This is a genomic window from Clostridium sp. C2-6-12 (assembly GCF_009928485.1).
GTDB lineage: Bacteria > Bacillota > Clostridia > Clostridiales > Clostridiaceae > Clostridium.
Genome location: NZ_JAABNP010000034.1, coordinates 1 through 18,927, shown reverse-complemented (window position 1 = coordinate 18,927; position 18,927 = coordinate 1). Strand labels below are relative to the sequence as shown.

The window sequence follows — 18,927 nt, the reverse complement described above, 5'->3', positions numbered from 1 at the left end:
AGCCAAAATTATATTCTCTCTTAGTAAATGTTAAATACAATTTTTCAATTGTGGTGTTAAGTAGAAATGCAAGTGGATTAAGCGTAAGTTGAAATTACTAAGTACAAATCATCGGAAGATTTGATTGTTAACCAACAGGACGCATTGATGCTCAAGGTAAAATTACTAAACACGAATTGAAATGCTAGCAAGTTGTAAATTTAATAAATACGAAGAAAAATACAAAATAAAAAAATTAAGATTCAGTAAATATTAAAAATATCCTAAGAATCACAAATACTGATATAGAAAAGGGTGAGAATCATCACAATAGATCCAATTCAATTTATATCAGGGTTAGAATTTGCTTAACCACCAACTAGTTAAATAATATAACTAATTGGTGGTTTTTTATTGTCTGATTTTTAGAGTTGAGTTCATAAAAAAGAACCAAATTATAATAACTATCTAAAGCTTGTTAAATCTTGAATTTTTTTGCGGCAGAATAAATTAAATTTATATTTGAAATAATAAATTATAAAATATGCTTATTATTTTGAAGGAGATTTTTACTTATGAAAAAAATATTTACTCTAGTTGTTATTATAAATATTATTGGAATAATAATAGGATCCGGCTCAAAGGCTATAGAAAGTAAAATGGAAAATAGTTCAATAAATAAAGATAGATTTGAAATGATAAAAGAAAAAGGATTGATAACTGTTGCTGCACCATCAAAGGAGACTCCATTCTTTTTTATTAATTCTGAAACAAATGAGATAAGTGGAATTGATGCAGATATTATAACTGAAATTACAAAGAGACTTGGAATTAATAAAGTTGAAATTGTAGAAGAAACCTTTGCAGATTTACTTGAAAGATTCAATACTGATGAGAATATAGATATAGCAGTTGGTGGAATATTTATAACTCCTGAAAGTGAAAAACTAGCGGCATTTACTAAGCCTTTGTATAAGGAATCAGAAACTGTTATTGTATCAAAATTTTCAAATATCAATTTTATGAGTGATTTAAAAAATTCAGTAGTTGGAGTAGAGAAAGGAACTATATTTGAAGCTTTGGCAAAAAAGTGGAAGGAAAATAATTTGATAAAAGATATATTAATTTTAGAAAGTACAACTGAGTTATTTGAGGCTATAAGTAATAGAAAAATTGATGCAGGTCTAGCTGATTCTATTATTATTAATTATTATTTAAAAAAAGAAGAAAATCCTTTAATAAGACAGTTAAAAGACTATGCTCCCGAGTTACATGGAGTTATGGGAATAGCTGTTAAAAAAGATGATAGCACATTGTTAAATGCATTAAATAAAATAATTGATGATATGAAAGCAGATGGTACATTATATGCTATTCTTGAAGAAAATGGATTGGATAAAAATAATTTGGTTAGTAATTAGGGGAATAATTTTAAGTAGAAATCTTTTCAAACTTTTCTTATGCTACTTTATTAGAATTATTACTATCCTAGCACCAACCCAAGTTTTTGTTGAATTTATTCTGAAATTCTTATATATATATTCTGAAGAATATATATTCTAAACCATATTACCATATATATTCTTCAGAATATGCGCTAAAAATAAGGGATGAGGGGATGTTAATCTAGATGATTTTCAATACTATTAAGTATTATAGGAATATTTTTAGTGATTTGTTTTTCATTTACTTCACTAATTGTAATTCTAAAATAGTTATCACACTTATATTCTTTGAGGAAACATTCACGTGTATCTAATATTTTTATATTTTTATGGTAAAGTGAAGTGATTATTTTATCGTAATTCAAAGGAGCATCAACGTAGAAACAGCCAAAGTATCCGGATTCAGGAATGTTATGTTTTATTCTCGGATGTTTATACTCTGATAAAGTATCTTTTAAAGAGTTCATACGATTGGCATATAAATTAACTAATTGCTTCATATGAGAATCAAACATTCCATTCTTTAGGTATATTTCTAGAGCTCCTTGAGATAGAATTGGACTGCTTATATCAGTCCATCTTTTATATTCTAAAAATATTTTAATTAATGATTCAGGCATTATAAGAGCAGCAACTCTTAAGCCTGGCATAAGTACTTTTGAATAACTTTTAAGATATATTACTCTTGAAGGAGTATCGTATGAAAACATAGGATCATTTTTTTTATTTATATCTAAATCGGCAGCAATATCATCTTCAACAACATATACATCGTATTTATCTGCAAGTCTAATAATTTCCTGTTTTTCATGTTTACTATATGAAGTTCCAGTTGGATTATGAAATCTTGGAATACTATAAAAGAATTTTATATTTCCATATTTAAATAACTTTTCTAATTCATCTAAATTTATCCCACCAAAGTCTCTATTTATGCCTAGAGTAGGTATGTTATTAAGCTCTAAAAATTTTATCATTCCATAATATGTTGGCTGTTCAACAAGAATATTAGATTTACCATTTGGAAAGGGCATAGTTGATAGTATATTTAATGCTTGTTGAGAACTTGATGTAATTATTATGTTATCTGCTTTTGTGAAGATTTGATAGTTTTGAATATGATTTTTTAACACATTAATTAACGAGTCTAATCCTCTAGGATCAGAATAAGCAAAAAGTTTATCTTTGTATAGATCTATTGCTTGATTTAAGCAATGTTGAAAATTCTTGTATGGAAAAGATTCGCAATTTAAGTTTACAGCTGAAAAATCAATTATTTGATGTTTTGATAAACTTTTATCATGAAAATCATTAATTATATAGTACCCACTTTTAGGAACAGAATAAATAATATGATCTTGTTCCAATTTTGTGTATGCTTTTAAAACTGTACCGGCGCTACACTGAAACAGATTTTGAATAGACCTAATAGAGGGAAGTTTTTTTGGATGAGTCAATTTCTCGGTTTTGACACTGTTTTTTATATATTCTACAATCTCTTCATATTTAAGCAAAATTAATCACTCCCTAAGTACTGTACTAGCACAGAATTGAATTTTATTTGTTGATATCTAGATTACACTATAATACCATGATTGTATAGTAAATCTTAGTTTAACAAATAAAAAGAAAGTCAGTGTGTAGATTTTATGAAAATATAAGGAGGAAATTTTTGTGGAAAAAAATAACAATTATAATTTGAAGGAAAATGAAATTTTAGTAAGACTTTTTCTAAAAAGACTTGGATATAAGAAAGAAATTATTGATAAAGTATGTGAAGTTATTAAATAAGTCAAAAGTTTTAATTAAGCCATAAAAACAGCGCTAAAACGATTGAAGATAAGATGCAGTAAATTATTGATGTTTAAAAAATCTGTACTAGCACAGATGGAAAATTTATTTATTGAAATAAAAAACATACTATACTAATATGAATGCAGTGATAAAAGATCAAGTTAAGAGCAATAAGTTATAAAGTATTTTTGAGGCAAATAATAAAGAAAAAGGGCAGGTAAATTTATATGATAGCAATCACTAAAGAAATATTAAAAAGTGTAGAAGAATTTAAAAATAATTTGCAGTTATTTAATGATGGGAAAATAGAAGATTTTAAATCTTTTACTTCTATAATGGGAATATATAAAGAAAGGTTGACTGAGACATACATGGTGAGGGCGAGAATTCCAGGTGGATGTACAACATTAGAACAATTAAAAGAAATAAATGAAATAGCGAAAAAATACGAAGGTATTCAAATTCGTTTTACAACAAGACAAGATATCCAATTTCATTCTGTTAAGATAGAGGACTTAGGTGAAATACTAGATGATTTAATTAAGGCAGGATTAACAACTAAAGCAGCGGGGGGAGATGGTGTAAGAAATGTTGCATGTTCGCCTCTTTCAGGTGTAGCAGTAGATGAAGTTTTTGATGTTACTCCATACATGAAAGCTGTAGCAAATTATATGCTGGAAGATCCCAAAAATTTAAAATTACCTAGAAAATACAAAATAGCATTTTCTAATAGCTTAGAAGATACTGTTAATGCAACAATAACAGATATAGGATTTATAGCTAAAATAGTTAATGGAAAAAGAGGCTTTGAAGTATATGGTGCAGGAGGACTTGGTGGTGGACCAAGAGTGGGGATAAAGCTTGAAGATTTTATTGATCACAAGGATCCATTGTATTACATACAAGCTATGAAGCAGATTTTTGAAAGAGAAGGGGATAGAGAAAACAGACATAAAGCTAGATTAAGATTTGTTCTTCAAAGATTAGGGGAAGAAGCATTTAGAGAAATGTTTAAAGCTGAACTTGATAAAGTAAGAACAGAAAAAATCTAACACTTAACATAGATTATAACCAAGAGCAAGAAAATATAGCAAAAATAAATGAAGTCAATATAAAACAATGGGACAAGAAGTATGAAAATAGAGTAATTAATCAAAAGCAAGAAGCCTGCTATACAGTATATATTCATCCAGTGAGTGGTAATATGAATACTGATAAGATGGATATTATATTGAACTTTTTAGCAAATTTAGATTATGAAGTATCTATAAGATTAACTATGACACAAGGATTTTATGTAAGAGATTTAAAAGAAAGAGATGCAGAAAAATTAGTTGATTTAACAAATGAATTTTCTTCTCTATTTAATGTAGATAATTCAGTAGTTTGTGCGGGGCCTAAGATTTGTAAGTTTGGAATAAATAATTCTCAAGGTTTATTAAATAAAATTATTGAAACATTCAAGAATGAATCTTTTGAAGTAAAAAATGCTCTTCCACAATTACTTATATCAGGATGTCCAAATTCATGTGCCCAACCTCAAAAAGGCATAATTGGTCTTATTGGGAAGAGAAAGCGTGCAGAAGATGGAATGATACCAGCATATTCTATATTATTTAATGGTAAAGCAGGTCCTGGAGTTGCAAGGTTTGGTGAAACTTATGGGGAAGTGGCTGCTAAAAAAATACCTGGCTTCTTTTTAGAATTAGCAAAGTTAAAAGTTAATTCTGGATATGAAGATTTTGTTCAATTTATAGAAAATAAAGAAACAGAAATAAGAAAAATAGTAAATAAATATTCTACATTAGAAAATATCAATGAAAATCCAGATTTATATTCTGATTTTGAATAGAAGAATTTAGTATAAGGAGAAAGTTATGAATATAGCTAAATATATAGACCATACAATATTAAAGCCAGAGGCAACAACTGAGGATGTCAAAAAATTTTGTAAAGAAGCAAAGGAATTTGAATTTGCTTCAGTTTGTGTGAATGCATGTAATGCTGCACTTGTAAGTAAAGAACTTAAAGGATCTAAAGTTAAGACATGCGTAGTTGTTGGATTTCCTTTAGGTGCTACAACTAAAGAAGTTAAAGCTTTTGAAACAAAGCAGGCAATAGAAAATGGTGCAAATGAAGTAGATACTGTTATAAATGTTGGAGCCTTAAAAGAAAAAAATTATGAGTTGGTTAAAGAAGACATAAAAGCTGTTGTAGAGGCAGCTAATAAAAAAGCAGTAGTTAAAGTAATAATAGAAGCATGTCTTTTAACTGATGAAGAAAAAATTAAGGTGTGTGAAATTGCTAAAGAAGCAGGAGCCGATTTTGTTAAGACCTCAACAGGTTTCTCTACTGGAGGAGCGGCTAAGGGAGATGTTGCAATTATGAGAAAAGCTGTAGGAACAGAGATTGGAGTCAAAGCTTCAGGTGGAGTAAGAGACTTTAAATCTGCTATGGATATGATAAATGCAGGTGCTAATAGAATTGGTGCAAGTGCAAGTATCAGTATTCTTGAAGCAAGTAAATAGATGTAAAAAATCTTGGTGTTACTAAAATGTTTCAATAATCTTTTTACAATAAATATTCTAATATTCTGAGGAATATTAGAATATTTATTGCGTTTAAACTAAAAATGAGATGATAGTTATGAGAATAGCTTTAGCACAAATGAAAATTACTAGGACAAAGATTTTTAAGTATGAGGAGAATTAATTATGTATAAACCAGAACTTTTAGCACCAGCGGGAAATTTAGAAAAATTGAAAACTGCTATAGATTTTGGTGCTGATGCAGTATATCTTGGAGGGAATAAACTAAATTTAAGGGCAGCTGCAGATAATTTTGCAATAGAGGAATTAAAAGAAGGACTTGAATATGCACATGCAAGAGGAAGAAAAGTACATGTTACATTAAATGTAATTCCACATGATGATGATTTTGTAGGTATAAAAGAATATCTTAAAGAATTATATGAAATAGGTGTAGATGCTGTACTTATTGCTGATCCTGGAATTATGAGCATAGCAAGAGAAGTTGTACCAAATCTTGAAATACATTTGAGTACTCAAGCTAATAACCTAAATTATAAATCTGCTTTGTTTTGGCACAAGGTTGGAGTAAGTAGAGTCGTAGCAGCTAGAGAAATGAGCTTCGAAGATTTAAAAATATTAAGAAAAGAATTGCCAGAAACCTGTGAGGTAGAAGCTTTTGTCCATGGGTCAATGTGTGCATGTTACTCTGGTAAGTGTTATTTATCAAATTATATAACTGGCAGGGATGCTAATAGGGGAACTTGCACCCAGCCTTGTAGATTTAAATATGATTTAGTTGAAGAAAAAGAGCCAGGGAATTATGAAAAAATTAATGAGGGCGATAATGGGGTTAACATTATGAGTTCAAAGGATTTATGTATGATAGAACATATTCCAAAGCTTATTGAAGCCGGCATAAATTCTCTCAAAATTGAAGGAAGAATGAAAAGTTCATACTATGTGGCATCTGTAGTAAAAGTTTATAGAGAGGCAATTGATAAATATATAGCTGATCCTAAAAATTATAAATTTAATTCTAAATGGATAGAAGAACTTGAAAAACCTAGTCACAGGCCATATACAACAGGTTTTTACTTTGATGAAGAAGTAAGACAAAATTATGAAAGTTCGGCATATATTCAAAATTATGATATGATAGGTATTGTGAAAGAATACAATAGAGATACTAATATTGCAAGAATACAGCAAAGAAATAAAGTTTACAATGGGGATTTTGTTGAAGTTTTAGCCATAAAAGGAGATAACAAGATTTTAAAACTTGAAGATATGAGAAAAGAAAATGGTAAAACTATAGAAAGTGTAAATTCTCCACAAATGATTTTTACTGTGAAATGCAATGAAGAACTAAAGAGCGGGAATATACTTGCTAGAAAAAGGGGGATTTAAATGCGTAATGAAAAGAAAATGGGTTTAATATATGCAATAGCGGCATATACATTGTGGGGTGTTTTACCTGTATACTGGAAGTTAATAGATAGTGTGTTTTCAATGGAGATTTTATCAAATAGAATAGTGTGGGCTTTTGTTTTTACAATTGCAATTATTGGAGTGACCAAACAATGGGAAGAGTTAAAGCTTATAGTAAAGGATAAAAAACAAATGTTTAATATTTTTATTGCATCGATTTTGATTGCGTTTAATTGGGGCCTATATATTTGGGCGGTTAATTCAGATAAAATTGTAGATGCAAGTTTAGGATATTATATAAATCCATTATTAGCAGTGGTACTTGGAGTTGTAATTTTTAAAGAAAAGCTAAGTTTTTTGCAGGGAGGAGCGCTTTTTATTGCAGCTATTGGTGTAATAATCAAAACTCTGCAATATGGTAAGATCCCATGGATTTCCTTAGGACTAGCTATTTCTTTTGCCTTATACGGTGCAACAAAGAAGTCAATTAAGGCTAATTCTATAGTAGGACTAACCCTGGAAACAATTATGCTAACTCCAGCTGCACTTGCATATATAGGAGTAAGACATCTTAGTGGAGTTGGTGCATTTCAAAAGGAAGGGGTAGTAGTAATATTACTACTTATAGGTGCTGGTATAGTTACAGCAATTCCATTACTACTTTTTGCAAGTGGAGCAAGAAGACTTCCTATGTCAGTGCTTGGATTCACTCAATATATTTCACCAACCATAAGCTTGGTAATTGGAATTTTTGTGTATCATGAAGGTTTCACCGCTGTGGATGTGGTAGGTTTTTGTTTTATATGGGTAGCATTAGTTATGTATTCTATTTCGCAAATCAGAGAAGTAAGAAGTAAAAAGTACATAAGACAGGTTAGCTAGAATAATACTATCTATTTCTTTAATTTCATCCTAAAACAAGCTACAAATTGTGTTTCTACAATTTTATTCTAAGCTTTAATAACTGCATCAAAATAGAGTATTCTTTATTACTTAAGGAATACTCTATTTTTATAGCAATATTAATACTTAATGTTTCAAAAGTATAACTTAGTCTAACAAGTATTTATAGGTAAAAAACATCTAATTAAAATACATGTTATATTTAACATTTAACCAATAAGAAGTGTTGTATTCATATTATTGTATTAATAATATGCTTATATATCAATAGAAAAAAGTCTGCTTTAAGATTATCCCAAGCACTATTTTGAGGTGGTGGTCTTTAGATTATATTCAAATACCTCATCATTATCTGACATATAAATATTACCATTAGAATCTATAGCAGTAGTATAATAATTTTTATTGGGTAAAACATTGAGTAAATCACCACTAAGGTTAAATTTATAATTTCCAGCAAAACATTTTACATATAAATTATCATTATTGTCTATAGAAATTGTTTCAATGCGCGTGTCCTTATCGTTGAACTTTAAATCTAAATATTTTATGAATTCTCCATTAGAATTATATACATAGATTTTTTTGTTATATTCACTAAAAATATAAATATTACCAGAACTATCTAAGGCCAAATCAGCATTCATACCTGGATCATCTTTATTAACTTTTTTAATTATATTATTAAAACGAGCAAGTATGGTTCCATCAGAGTTTAGTTTGAATATAGTATTTTCTATTGCAGAAGAAGTTAGTAAATATATATTATTATCCTTGTCCACTGCTAAGGGACCATAATAATCATTTTCCTTAAAAGTTGCTGATAAACTACCATCAGCTGTTTTGTATTTTTGAATTGTGCTGCCAGTAGAGACGTATAAGTTTCCGTTCATATCTGCAGCTAGTCCATTAATTAGTTTAGAGTCATGTTCATCTGGATGTATTTGAATCATCTTAATGAATTCTCCAGAATTATTAAACTGCTGAATTCGTCCATCACTGTAATCGGCTATCCAAACATTATTATCAGAATCTACAGTAATATATCTTGCATCATTTAATTTCCCAGAATCTGTACCTTTTCCACCGAATATGGCTACTAATTCTCCAAAGAAATTACTATTATTAATAGAAAGAATTTTTAGGTTTAACTCTTCAAGCTTTTTCTTAAGAGTAGAGTTTTCAGGCTCTAGTTTTAATTGATTTTCTATATTAGATTTTTCTAATGAATACTTATTAAGCTGAAGTCTCTTTGTATCTTCGCTGGTATTACCGCTATTATTATCAATGATAGCATGAATTTTATTGTCCAATTCCTCAAGCTTTTCTTTAAGATCGGAGTTTTCAGGGTCCATTTTCAATTGATTCTCTATTTTAGATTTTTCTGATGAATACTTGTTGAGCTGAAGTTGTTTGCTATAATCACTATCATCATTGGCAATAATAACAAAAGCTTTTGGATAAGCTTTCATATATTTTACATTAAATTTGACTCCAGTTGAAGGATAGCGGTATTCATTAAATGAATCATTATGAATAATATTAAAATCTGATGATAAAAAGTAAGTTGAAATAACATTGCCATCATCAGCAGGTTTAATCATAACATTATAGCGATAAACTGCTTCATTATTGTATTGATTTGATGTTTTTGAATTATCTGAAATCATAGCTTCTCCTTTTTCACCAAAATTGTCAATAAGTATATTTGTTAAAAAATGTCCAACAAAAATATTAGCAAAAATAATTACAAAAAAAACTATAGAAAATTTTAATAAATAAGATTTAACTTTTTCTGAGAAAATTACTTGACTAATAATACCAAAAAGAACACATCCTAAAATACTAAGTACTGGATGAGATTTTAATGCAACCAAAAGAATAATTATATAGGTCATTTTATTACCTCCGCAATGTTAAAGAATATTTTAATATACATAAGTCACCGTATTTAAGTATATTTTTCCATTGTGCCTTATTATAGCAATAATAAAATTTTCAATCAAGAAATAATTAAAAAGTATGTTATTTTTTGTTATTAAGCAAGGAGTTTATTTTTGCCTTGTAAGATAAAATAAGTTCTGTAATAATTTCTCCATCTAGGGATGAAGTTTTCATATTAATATTGAAAATTGATTTTAATATCTTTTCTTTGAATTTATCACCAAATACCATGTAAGCTAATCGTAGTATAGAACACATAGATTTTGATGTGCTACATACGTAGAATGTTTGGTTGGGTATATTTTTTGATAACATCAGCCAATTTCTTTTCGAGCTCGTCTGCAATCATTCCATTTTCATCACCAAGAATTGGAACTAATTGAATGTGAAACATTTTCGATAATTCTATAAAATTAGAATAGGTATAAAAATCATCTATTACAGCTGGAACGGAAGCATTTAATAAATATGAACATAGCAAATTATTTAAAAGGCAGTCATTTTGATTCTTGACAAATTAAATGGTAAGATATAGAATTCAAATATACACAATATGTAAAAATACACTTTGTATATAAAGATACAAAGTGTAATTATAGGAGTGAAGAGATGAGCGTAAGGGATATATCCACTGAGAGTCGAATAGAGAGAAGAAAAAAGGAAACTAGAGAGAAAATTGTTAAGGTTGCAATGAAATTATTTCAGGATCAGGGATTCAATAATACAACAATGGAGCAGATAGCAGAGAAAACAGATATCGCAAGAAAGACATTGTACAACTACTTTCCAGTAAAAGAAGCCATAGTTGATGAATATGTAAGAGGAATTTCAGAAAAATTAGCTGGAGAAAACCTTGAAACTATTTGTAAGCTTCCCAATACTAAGTCTCGATTGATGGCTTCGCTTAACCACACGTATAGTTGGGTTGAAGATAACAGGGAGATTATGGGGATATGTATGAACTATCGCCTACGAAATATGTGTAATGATTCAAATGTTCAAAACGCTGAGACTGGAACTCAAAGCATTTTGAGCAAAATTATTAGTCTAGGACAGCAAACAGGCGAAATTAGAAAGGATATTTCAGTTAAACTATTGGTGACTCATATAAATCTTCTTCGGAGTGCAATGACATTTGAATGGGTAAATAGTACATCAAGGTTTGAGCTTCACGATGAAATAGCTAAGTTGGTAGATCTATTTCTGTATGGAGCAGATAACAGATTAGATGGTACCAAAAAATCTGAGCTAGATCATATAATAAGTGAGGGGGAATTATAGAGATGAAGTATTTTTTGACTTGGAAAGAGGTATTTAAATCGGATGTATCACTAGTAGGAGGGAAGGGATGGAATCTAGGACGTTTGGATAGATATGGCTTTAAGATTCCACAGGGAGTAGTCCTAACTGCTATGGCTTACGACCAGTATATGAAATATAATCAATGTGATAAAATAATTAGTAATATTGCTTCATCAATTACTTTAGAGAATTTGGGTGAAACGGATGTTAAGGATAAATTGGATCAGCTAAGAGAAAAAATCATGAATGGCACAATACCGTCAGCTATTACTGAGGAATTATCTGGATTTCTCAATAGTAGTGGAAAACTAAAAAAATCGTGGGCAGTAAGATCTTCGGCAGTTGCGGAGGATTCTGTAAAGGCTTCATTTGCTGGCATACATGATTCATTTTTGAATGTTTGTGGTTTGGATAAAATTCTGTCTGCTGTTAAAGAGTGTTATGCTTCGTTGTGGTCACCTCGGGCGGTTGCATACCGCAAAAAGATGAATATTAACGATGATGAGGCGACAATGGCAGTAGTGGTTATGGAAATGGTGGAGGCACAGGCAGCAGGAGTAGGGTTTACCTGTGATATTCAATCAGGCCGTCATGATGTTATGATGATTAATGCTAATTTTGGTTTAGGTGAGTCGGTGGTAAATGGTACTATAGAACCAGATACGTATTATCTAGAGTTTGAGGTATTAAACTCCGAGGCGAAGTTAATTCAGCGAAAAATTGGCAGTAGACAAGGGATGACCGTGCTAAACGAGAAAGGTGGAACTAAACTTGTACAAATTGAGTCATCTGTTTCACAGGTATTGTCTGATGAAAACATCAGAAAGCTCGGTCGTCTTTTGCAGAGAGTATTTGATGCCCTTGGAAATAGCGAGCAACATCAAGATGTGGAGTGGGTTTATGATGGCAGAGATTTTGTTTTAGTTCAGGCCAGACCAGTGACTATTATGCAAAGAAAGACTTTCCCTGCTTTGGAGGAACAGAATGATATTTGGTCTAATGGCAATTATCGAGATTCCGTACCGATGGTACAATCTCCTTTAAATCGTCGATTAATGAAAAACATCATAGATATCATACACCATATGAGTTTTACAAGATTAGGTTACCAATTACCAGTTGGAATACAGTTTTCTAAGTTTTATAATGGACGGCTTTACTGCAATTTATCGGCTTATCAGTGGAGTGTGTATGATTCTATGGGAGGACGGCCAGATGGGTTTAATGATTTTTGGGGAGGTCATCAGCCTGGGATTAATATCGGCAATTTGAAACCTGAACCTGGATTTGAGGACCGTGCAATGAAGTTTGGTGAGCTAGTTAATGAGGCTAGGCAAAATGCTCCTAACATTTGGGAGTGGGTATCGACTTCAGTTGGAAAAATAACTGAAAATGGGATTGAGCATTGGAATGATCATGATTTTATTGCTGGATATGATGAGCTAGGACGAATTGCTGGGACGTTTGCTAAGGAATTCAACTTTTTAGCTGCTGTGGGCAGTATGCCGGTATTTTTGCTAATGCAAACTTTAAACAAATACTTCGAGGGCAGAGAGTTGATGATGCTGAATGCACTTATGATAGGTGGAGCAGAGGGGATCACCAGCGCTGAACATGGTTATAGATTGTTAGAACTGGCTGAAATTGCAAGAAAGGATTCAGAGGCTGCAAAATACTTTAATGAAATCTCTTTTGATTCGTTGGGATGGAGAGAATTACCTGAAGATTCTCCATTTAAGAATGCCTTTTGTGAATTTGTTAAAGAATATGGACATCGTACAGTATATGAATTAGATATTATCAATCCTCGTTGGAGTGAGGATCAAACTTATTTACTAGGTATTATTCAGAGTACTATAAATACCGCAGATATTAGTAAGTTGAGAAAAGAACAAAAAGAGAAGCGAGAAAATGTCTGGCTTGAGATTAAAGACAAAGTCCCAGATTCTGAGCAGGCTACCATAAGGAATCTAGTTAAGAAGTGTCAAGTTGGGGCTATGGTTCGTGAGAAGACCAAATCAGTGTTGGCCGAAGTCATGGAAGCTTATCGAATAATTGCCAGAAAATTAGGTTGTCGTTTTTATGAAAGAGACCTCATTAAAGAGCCAGATGATATATTTTTCTGTACTTGGTCAGAACTTTTTTCTATATTAAATAGGGAATGGAACGGCATAGGACTCCAGGCTTTGATTGATATGAGAAAAAACTGGAAGAAGGAAATGGAGTTGCTAGCTCCACCAGATGTAATTTTTGGAGAGAAACCAAAATTTGAAAAACAGGTTAGTTGGATTTCTAACAATTATCTAGAAGGGGTGCCAGTTGCTGCTGGGAAAGCTTTCGGGTTGGCTAGACTAATCAGACATCCAGACGAGGGAATACAACTACAATCAGGAGAGGTTATGGTAGCACCATCTACTGATCCAGGGTGGACACCGCTATTTTTAAAAGCTGGGGCTGTTGTTATGGAAACAGGAGGTTTCTTATCACATGGAGCTATTGTAGCAAGGGAATATGGAATCCCGGCAGTGGCAAATGTACCAGGAGTAATGGATATTATTAAGGAAGGATGGACGATAGCGGTAGATGGTAATAAAGGTAAAATATCTATTCTTTGAAATTATCGCCAAATTCCATGTAAGTTATTCTTAGCCCAGAACACATAGATTTTGACGTGCTGTATATGTAAATTGTTTATTTAGGAAGAAGTTGAAACAAAGGCTGTTTATAGCCAGGTATGATAAAATGAGTGAGCTTATACTTACTATAGATACTATTGCTAGTGATAATGTTGTATGTGAAGTAATTGATAGAATTTGTGAAAATAATTGTGCGGATTCGAGTTTTAGTTGTAAAATATTTGTAGGAGAAAAATCATAACTAATTTCATTGTTTAAAATAAATATGACATGCTAATACTTCTTAATAGAGGTGATAAACATGTCTTTTAGATTAACATGGAAGAGTTATTTAAATTGTTTTTTTATATCAATAATCTTAGTATTGATTATGAATCCAATATTTAATGGAGTTTTATCTTATTTATTTAATCAAAATATTATTTTTTCCCCAACAAAGAATTTAATATTGAACTTTTGTATTTATACAATAGTTTTAATGATACCAATATCTATAGTACATGAGGCCATTCATGGAACAGCTTACAAAGTATTTGGCGGTAAAGTTAAATACGGATTCAATGGTATTTATGCCTATACAATGGAGATTTCAGGCAAAAAAATAACAAGACTTCAATTTCTAGTTGTTTTATTAGCACCTGTAACATGTATCTCAATATTATCGTTATTATTTCCCACATGGCTAGGGGGAATGATATTTTATCTTAATCTTATTGGAGCTTCAGGAGATATTTATATGACATTATTTTTATGTGGATTTAGCTATGACAGCTTGATAATTGACAGGATTTATGGATATGATGTAGTGAATGAAACTTAGAATTGGGTTTATTCTTGAAATTTGAAAATTGATTATGTTAAATAACTACTAAACTTTATACGGGTTATTAGGATTGGGTTTGAACGGTTTAAAAACTATAAACAGTTTTAATTTAAGAATTAATAAAGATAGTACCCAAAATATAAAAAAACTGTACTACAAAGCACTAAAGCTAGGTAATCCAGCAATTCACCAAAATTAATGGTGTTACTGGATTAATAAAGAGTTTTTTCTCATAATATTGAAGTTATGATAAAATCAAATAGATAGTTTAGAAAGGTGATGATTATTGTGAAAAGTGGAATTGAACTAATAAATGATATTGATAACTGCATCTTAGAAAGTGGTAATATAGCATTTTGGTGGATTGGTCAACTAGGTTATGTTCTCAAAATTGGAAAAAGAGTTGTTTATTTGGATGCCTTTTTATCAGATTTACCTAATAGAAATATTCCTCCACTATTAAAGCCGGAAGAAATTGTGAATGCAGATTTTATAATTGGTACTCACGATCATCTTGATCATATAGATAGAGATACCTGGTATCAAATATCTATCAGTTCACCAAAAGCCAAGTTTGTAGTGCCAAAGCTTCTAATTGATGAACTGTCTGATGATTTAAATATATCTAAAAATCGTTTCATTGGTCTCAATGATGGTTTGTCTATCATTGACAAAGACATAAAAATATCGGCTATACCTGCAGCACATGAATTTTTAGATCAAGATCCTATCTCGGGGTGTTATCCATATTTAGGCTATATTATTGAAGGAAATGGCTGTACTATATATCATTCTGGTGATACATGTATATATGAGGGCATTTATCCCAAATTACGTCAATGGAATAATTTTGATGTTATGTTTGTTCCAATTAACGGAAGAGATGCAAAAAGATACAGATCAAACTTAATAGGAAACATGACATATCAAGAGGCTGTAGATCTAGTAGGAACTATAAAACCTGGGTTAGTCGTTCCAGGACATTATGAAATGTTTGATGGAAATAGTGAAAATCCATTACTATTTACTGATTATCTTGATGTAAAGTATCCAGGCATTAGATGCTGGATTGGAAATCATGGAGAGATGGTTAGTGTTTCTAAACAAAAATGAATTATTTGATTTATCAATAAAATTCTTATCAATAAGTTCTTTTAATTAATGGTAAATATAGTAAATATCATTATTAATAATATGGTGGTATATAATAAAAATATTGTATATCGGAGGAAGTTCTATGGAAAAGATAAATGATCAAAATAATTTATATAATCAGTTTTTAAAATATTCATATACAGATTTAAAGGAATTATTTAAAAAAGCACAAACAAAAGAAGAGCAAGATTTTTATATTACTTTATCTGAGATTGTGTTACAAAGGCAACAAGAAAGAGTAATAGGTAAAAATTAATATAATAATTCAAAACAAATGGTCTATTGGCGATACATTTACATTGAATGATATTTATAAGTATAAAAATGAATTTTCTGAAGCACACATTGATAATGCAAATATTGAAGATAAAATTCATTTAACTTTAGTTGGAGAAGAATTACTTTTATAAATATAAATAGTGTTAGTAATTATGTACAAAATTATTATAGTATCATTAATTGTTAAAGATTAATGGTACTATATTTTTATGGAAATGTATAGAAATCAATAATTTATATAAAAAAGTTTTTAGATAGGGGACAAAAAAGAGAATAATACAAATAATGAAATGATTATAATAATTACACAGATAAAAGTATACCGGAAACAATTATTTGTACTTAAAATTTATGAAATAAATACAGTAGCAACAAAAATAGTAAGAAACACATAAAAAAGCTGTACTACAAAGCACTAAAGCTAAGTAATACAGCAATTCACCAAAATTAATGGTGCCGCTGGCCGGACTCGAACCGGCACGATATCACTACCAGAGGATTTTGAGTCCACCACGTCTGCCAATTCCATCACAGCGGCATGTAAACTGACAAAAATTATTTTAGCACGTGTAAAAATAAAAAGCAATACTTATTTTTAAAAATTTGAATTCTTTTAGGAAAATCATTCTATAATATCCATAGAAACCTTGAAAAAATTACATATACTATTAAAAACTTACTTAAGAAATTTCCCTAAATAAAGCTAAAAATTGTTTTTTATTCACTTCTAACGCAGATTTTCAAATAAAAGTGGATAAATTTTTAAAGAAAAGGTTGTGACAAACCAAATCATTTGCTAGAATAGTATTAGGGCAAACGCCCCAGCGGGTTATTTTATGACCAGCTACTACAATATTAAAATGCTTAGAAATAAGATTTTATAGTGTAATTATCTATTTAATTTCAGGGAGGAGCAAAAATATATGATGTATTCAAAAGAAGTTGAAGAAATGTGTGTACTTGCTAAAGGTCCTAATCACGGACCAGCACCAATTCCTGCAGAAGGAAAATGGGTTCAATCTAAAGAAGTTACTGATATATCAGGTTTAACTCATGGTATAGGTTGGTGTGCGCCACAACAAGGAGCTTGTAAATTAACATTAAACGTTAAGGATGGTATTATCCAAGAAGCGTTAGTTGAAACAATTGGATGTTCAGGAATGACTCATTCAGCTGCTATGGCTTCAGAAATTTTACCAGGAAAGACTATATTAGAAGCATTAAACACAGACTTAGTTTGTGATGCTATAAACACAGCGATGAGAGAATTATTCTTACAAATCGTTTATGGAAGAACTCAAACTGCGTTCTCAGAAGGTGGACTACCTATCGGAGCAGGTCTTGAAGATTTAGGAAAAGGTTTAAGATCTCAAGTTGGTACTATGTACGGAACTTTAGCTAAAGGACCTAGATACTTAGAAATGGCAGAAGGTTATGTAACTGAAGTTGCTGTTGATGAAGATAAAGAAATCATTGGATACAAGTTTGTTAACTTAGGAAAAATGATGGAAAGTATCGCTAAAGGTGTAAGTGCTAACGAAGCATTAGAATCTGCTAGAGGTCAATACGGAAGAGTAGCTGATGCTGCTGAATTAATAGACCCAAGACATAAATAATTATTTGTAAAGGAGGAATTTTATCATGGCATTATTTGAAAGTTATGAAAGAAGAATTAACCAAATCACTCCAGTATTAGAAAAGTACGGAATGAAAACATTAGAAGATGCAAAAGCAGTTTGTGCTGAAGTTGGAGTGGATCCAGCTACAATAGTTAAGGAAACTCAACCAATCGCATTTGAAAACGCTGGATGGGCATATGTTTTAGGTGCTGCTATAGCAATAAAGAAAGGTTGCACAAAGGCTGCTGATGCTGCTGAAGCAATCGGAGAAGGATTACAAGCATTCTGTATCCCAGGTTCTGTTGCAGACGACAGAAAAGTTGGTTTAGGACACGGAAACTTAGGAGCAATGCTTTTAAGAGAAGAAACTAAATGTTTCGCATTCTTAGCAGGTCACGAAAGTTTCGCTGCAGCTGAAGGTGCTATTAAAATAGCTGAAAAAGCTAACAGAGTAAGAAAAGAACCATTAAGAGTTATCTTAAACGGTCTTGGAAAAGATGCTGCATTCATCATTTCAAGAATCAATGGTTTCACATATGTTCAAACTCAATTTGACTACTACACTGGTGAAGTTAAAGTAGTTAAAGAAAAAGCATACTCAAACGGAGACAGAGCTAAAGTAAGATGTTACGGTGCTGACGACGTTAGAGAAGGTGTTGCAATCATGCATAAAGAAGGAGTTGACGTATCAATCACTGGTAACTCAACTAACCCTACAAGATTCCAACATCCAGTTGCAGGAACATACAAGAAAGAATGTATCGAACAAGGTAAGAAATACTTCTCAGTAGCATCAGGTGGTGGTACAGGAAGAACTCTTCACCCAGATAACATGGCTGCTGGTCCAGCTTCTTATGGTATGACTGATACTATGGGAAGAATGCACTCAGATGCACAATTCGCAGGATCTTCATCAGTTCCAGCTCACGTTGAAATGATGGGATTAATCGGAGCAGGTAACAACCCAATGGTTGGTATGACTGTTGCTGTAGCTGTTGCTGTTCAAGAAGCATTAGCAAAGTAATTGTTATTACTGTATTATAATAAAAAACATCCCCATCTATCATTTAAAATCCCCAAACTCATAAT

18 protein-coding genes and 1 tRNA gene are annotated in these 18,927 nt (G+C 31.0%); 15 read left to right on the top strand and 4 right to left on the bottom strand.

The annotated features are described in order from the left end of the window. Positions 1–554: 554 nt before the first annotated feature. Positions 555–1,400, top strand: a complete 846-nt coding sequence (locus tag GXK56_RS21865; protein ID WP_160691423.1) for an ABC transporter substrate-binding protein — start codon at positions 555–557, stop codon at positions 1,398–1,400. A gap of 200 nt (positions 1,401–1,600) precedes the next feature. On the opposite strand, the gene GXK56_RS21860 is transcribed toward GXK56_RS21865, so the two are convergent. Beyond that, positions 1,601–2,938 carry a PLP-dependent aminotransferase family protein gene (locus GXK56_RS21860; protein WP_160691421.1) on the bottom strand — a complete coding sequence of 446 codons (1,338 nt, stop codon included), beginning with the start codon at positions 2,936–2,938 and terminating at the stop codon, positions 1,601–1,603. Between the two features lie 507 nt (positions 2,939–3,445). Here GXK56_RS21860 and GXK56_RS28335 point away from each other — a divergent pair. The 5 genes from GXK56_RS28335 to rarD all read left to right on the top strand — a co-directional run bounded on the left by GXK56_RS28335 (position 3,446) and on the right by rarD (position 8,059). Then, a complete protein-coding gene (locus GXK56_RS28335) occupies positions 3,446–4,270 on the top strand; it encodes a nitrite/sulfite reductase (RefSeq protein ID WP_243156219.1) in 825 nt (274 codons plus the stop codon). A 152-nt stretch (positions 4,271–4,422) separates the two neighbouring features. Beyond that, complete coding sequence (locus GXK56_RS28330; RefSeq protein WP_243156218.1) at positions 4,423–5,070, top strand: hypothetical protein; 648 nt, start codon at positions 4,423–4,425, stop codon at positions 5,068–5,070. Between the two features lie 25 nt (positions 5,071–5,095). Beyond that, positions 5,096–5,746: a deoxyribose-phosphate aldolase gene (deoC, locus tag GXK56_RS21850; protein WP_160691419.1), complete on the top strand. Its 651-nt coding sequence runs from the start codon at positions 5,096–5,098 to the stop codon at positions 5,744–5,746. 186 nt (positions 5,747–5,932) lie between these two features. Then, positions 5,933–7,156, top strand: coding sequence for a U32 family peptidase (locus GXK56_RS21845; protein WP_160691417.1), 1,224 nt, complete (start codon positions 5,933–5,935; stop codon positions 7,154–7,156). Beyond that, entirely contained in the window at positions 7,157–8,059 is a 903-nt protein-coding gene (rarD, locus tag GXK56_RS21840) for an EamA family transporter RarD (protein WP_160691415.1), read from the top strand. 323 nt (positions 8,060–8,382) lie between these two features. Here rarD and GXK56_RS21835 read toward each other — a convergent pair whose 3' ends face one another. Both GXK56_RS21835 and GXK56_RS21830 read right to left on the bottom strand, forming a co-directional pair. Next, positions 8,383–9,978: a hypothetical protein gene (locus tag GXK56_RS21835; RefSeq protein ID WP_160691413.1), complete on the bottom strand. Its 1,596-nt coding sequence runs from the start codon at positions 9,976–9,978 to the stop codon at positions 8,383–8,385. 317 nt (positions 9,979–10,295) lie between these two features. After that, entirely contained in the window at positions 10,296–10,505 is a 210-nt protein-coding gene (locus GXK56_RS21830) for a hypothetical protein (RefSeq protein WP_160691411.1), read from the bottom strand. Positions 10,506–10,633: 128 nt separating this feature from the next. On the opposite strand from GXK56_RS21830, the gene GXK56_RS21825 reads away from it, so the two are divergent. The 7 genes from GXK56_RS21825 (at position 10,634) to GXK56_RS21800 (ending at position 16,350) form a co-directional block, all read left to right on the top strand. Continuing rightward, a complete protein-coding gene (locus GXK56_RS21825) occupies positions 10,634–11,305 on the top strand; it encodes a TetR/AcrR family transcriptional regulator (protein WP_160691409.1) in 672 nt (223 codons plus the stop codon). Positions 11,306–11,307: 2 nt separating this feature from the next. Beyond that, entirely contained in the window at positions 11,308–13,941 is a 2,634-nt protein-coding gene (locus GXK56_RS21820; RefSeq protein ID WP_160691407.1) for a PEP/pyruvate-binding domain-containing protein, read from the top strand. 127 nt (positions 13,942–14,068) lie between these two features. After that, positions 14,069–14,203 (top strand): hypothetical protein, encoded by a 135-nt coding sequence (locus tag GXK56_RS28630; protein ID WP_279283243.1) that lies wholly within the window; start codon positions 14,069–14,071, stop codon positions 14,201–14,203. Between the two features lie 60 nt (positions 14,204–14,263). Then, positions 14,264–14,782 carry a DUF3267 domain-containing protein gene (locus tag GXK56_RS21815; RefSeq protein WP_160691405.1) on the top strand — a complete coding sequence of 173 codons (519 nt, stop codon included), beginning with the start codon at positions 14,264–14,266 and terminating at the stop codon, positions 14,780–14,782. A 291-nt stretch (positions 14,783–15,073) separates the two neighbouring features. After that, positions 15,074–15,898, top strand: a complete 825-nt coding sequence (locus GXK56_RS21810) for an MBL fold metallo-hydrolase (protein WP_160691403.1) — start codon at positions 15,074–15,076, stop codon at positions 15,896–15,898. Positions 15,899–16,022: 124 nt separating this feature from the next. After that, a complete protein-coding gene (locus GXK56_RS21805) occupies positions 16,023–16,196 on the top strand; it encodes a hypothetical protein (RefSeq protein ID WP_160691401.1) in 174 nt (57 codons plus the stop codon). A gap of 43 nt (positions 16,197–16,239) precedes the next feature. Further along, positions 16,240–16,350, top strand: a complete 111-nt coding sequence (locus tag GXK56_RS21800; RefSeq protein ID WP_160691399.1) for a hypothetical protein — start codon at positions 16,240–16,242, stop codon at positions 16,348–16,350. A 320-nt stretch (positions 16,351–16,670) separates the two neighbouring features. Here the strand turns inward: GXK56_RS21800 and GXK56_RS21795 are convergent. Continuing rightward, positions 16,671–16,757, bottom strand: a tRNA-Leu gene (locus GXK56_RS21795). Between the two features lie 385 nt (positions 16,758–17,142). On the opposite strand from GXK56_RS21795, the gene GXK56_RS21790 reads away from it, so the two are divergent. Further along, on the top strand, positions 17,143–17,835 hold the full coding sequence (locus GXK56_RS21790; RefSeq protein WP_160691397.1) for a hypothetical protein: 693 nt from the start codon (positions 17,143–17,145) through the stop codon (positions 17,833–17,835). 25 nt (positions 17,836–17,860) lie between these two features. Continuing rightward, entirely contained in the window at positions 17,861–18,862 is a 1,002-nt protein-coding gene (locus GXK56_RS21785; RefSeq protein WP_160691395.1) for a GGGtGRT protein, read from the top strand. The last annotated feature ends 65 nt before the right edge of the window (positions 18,863–18,927 follow it).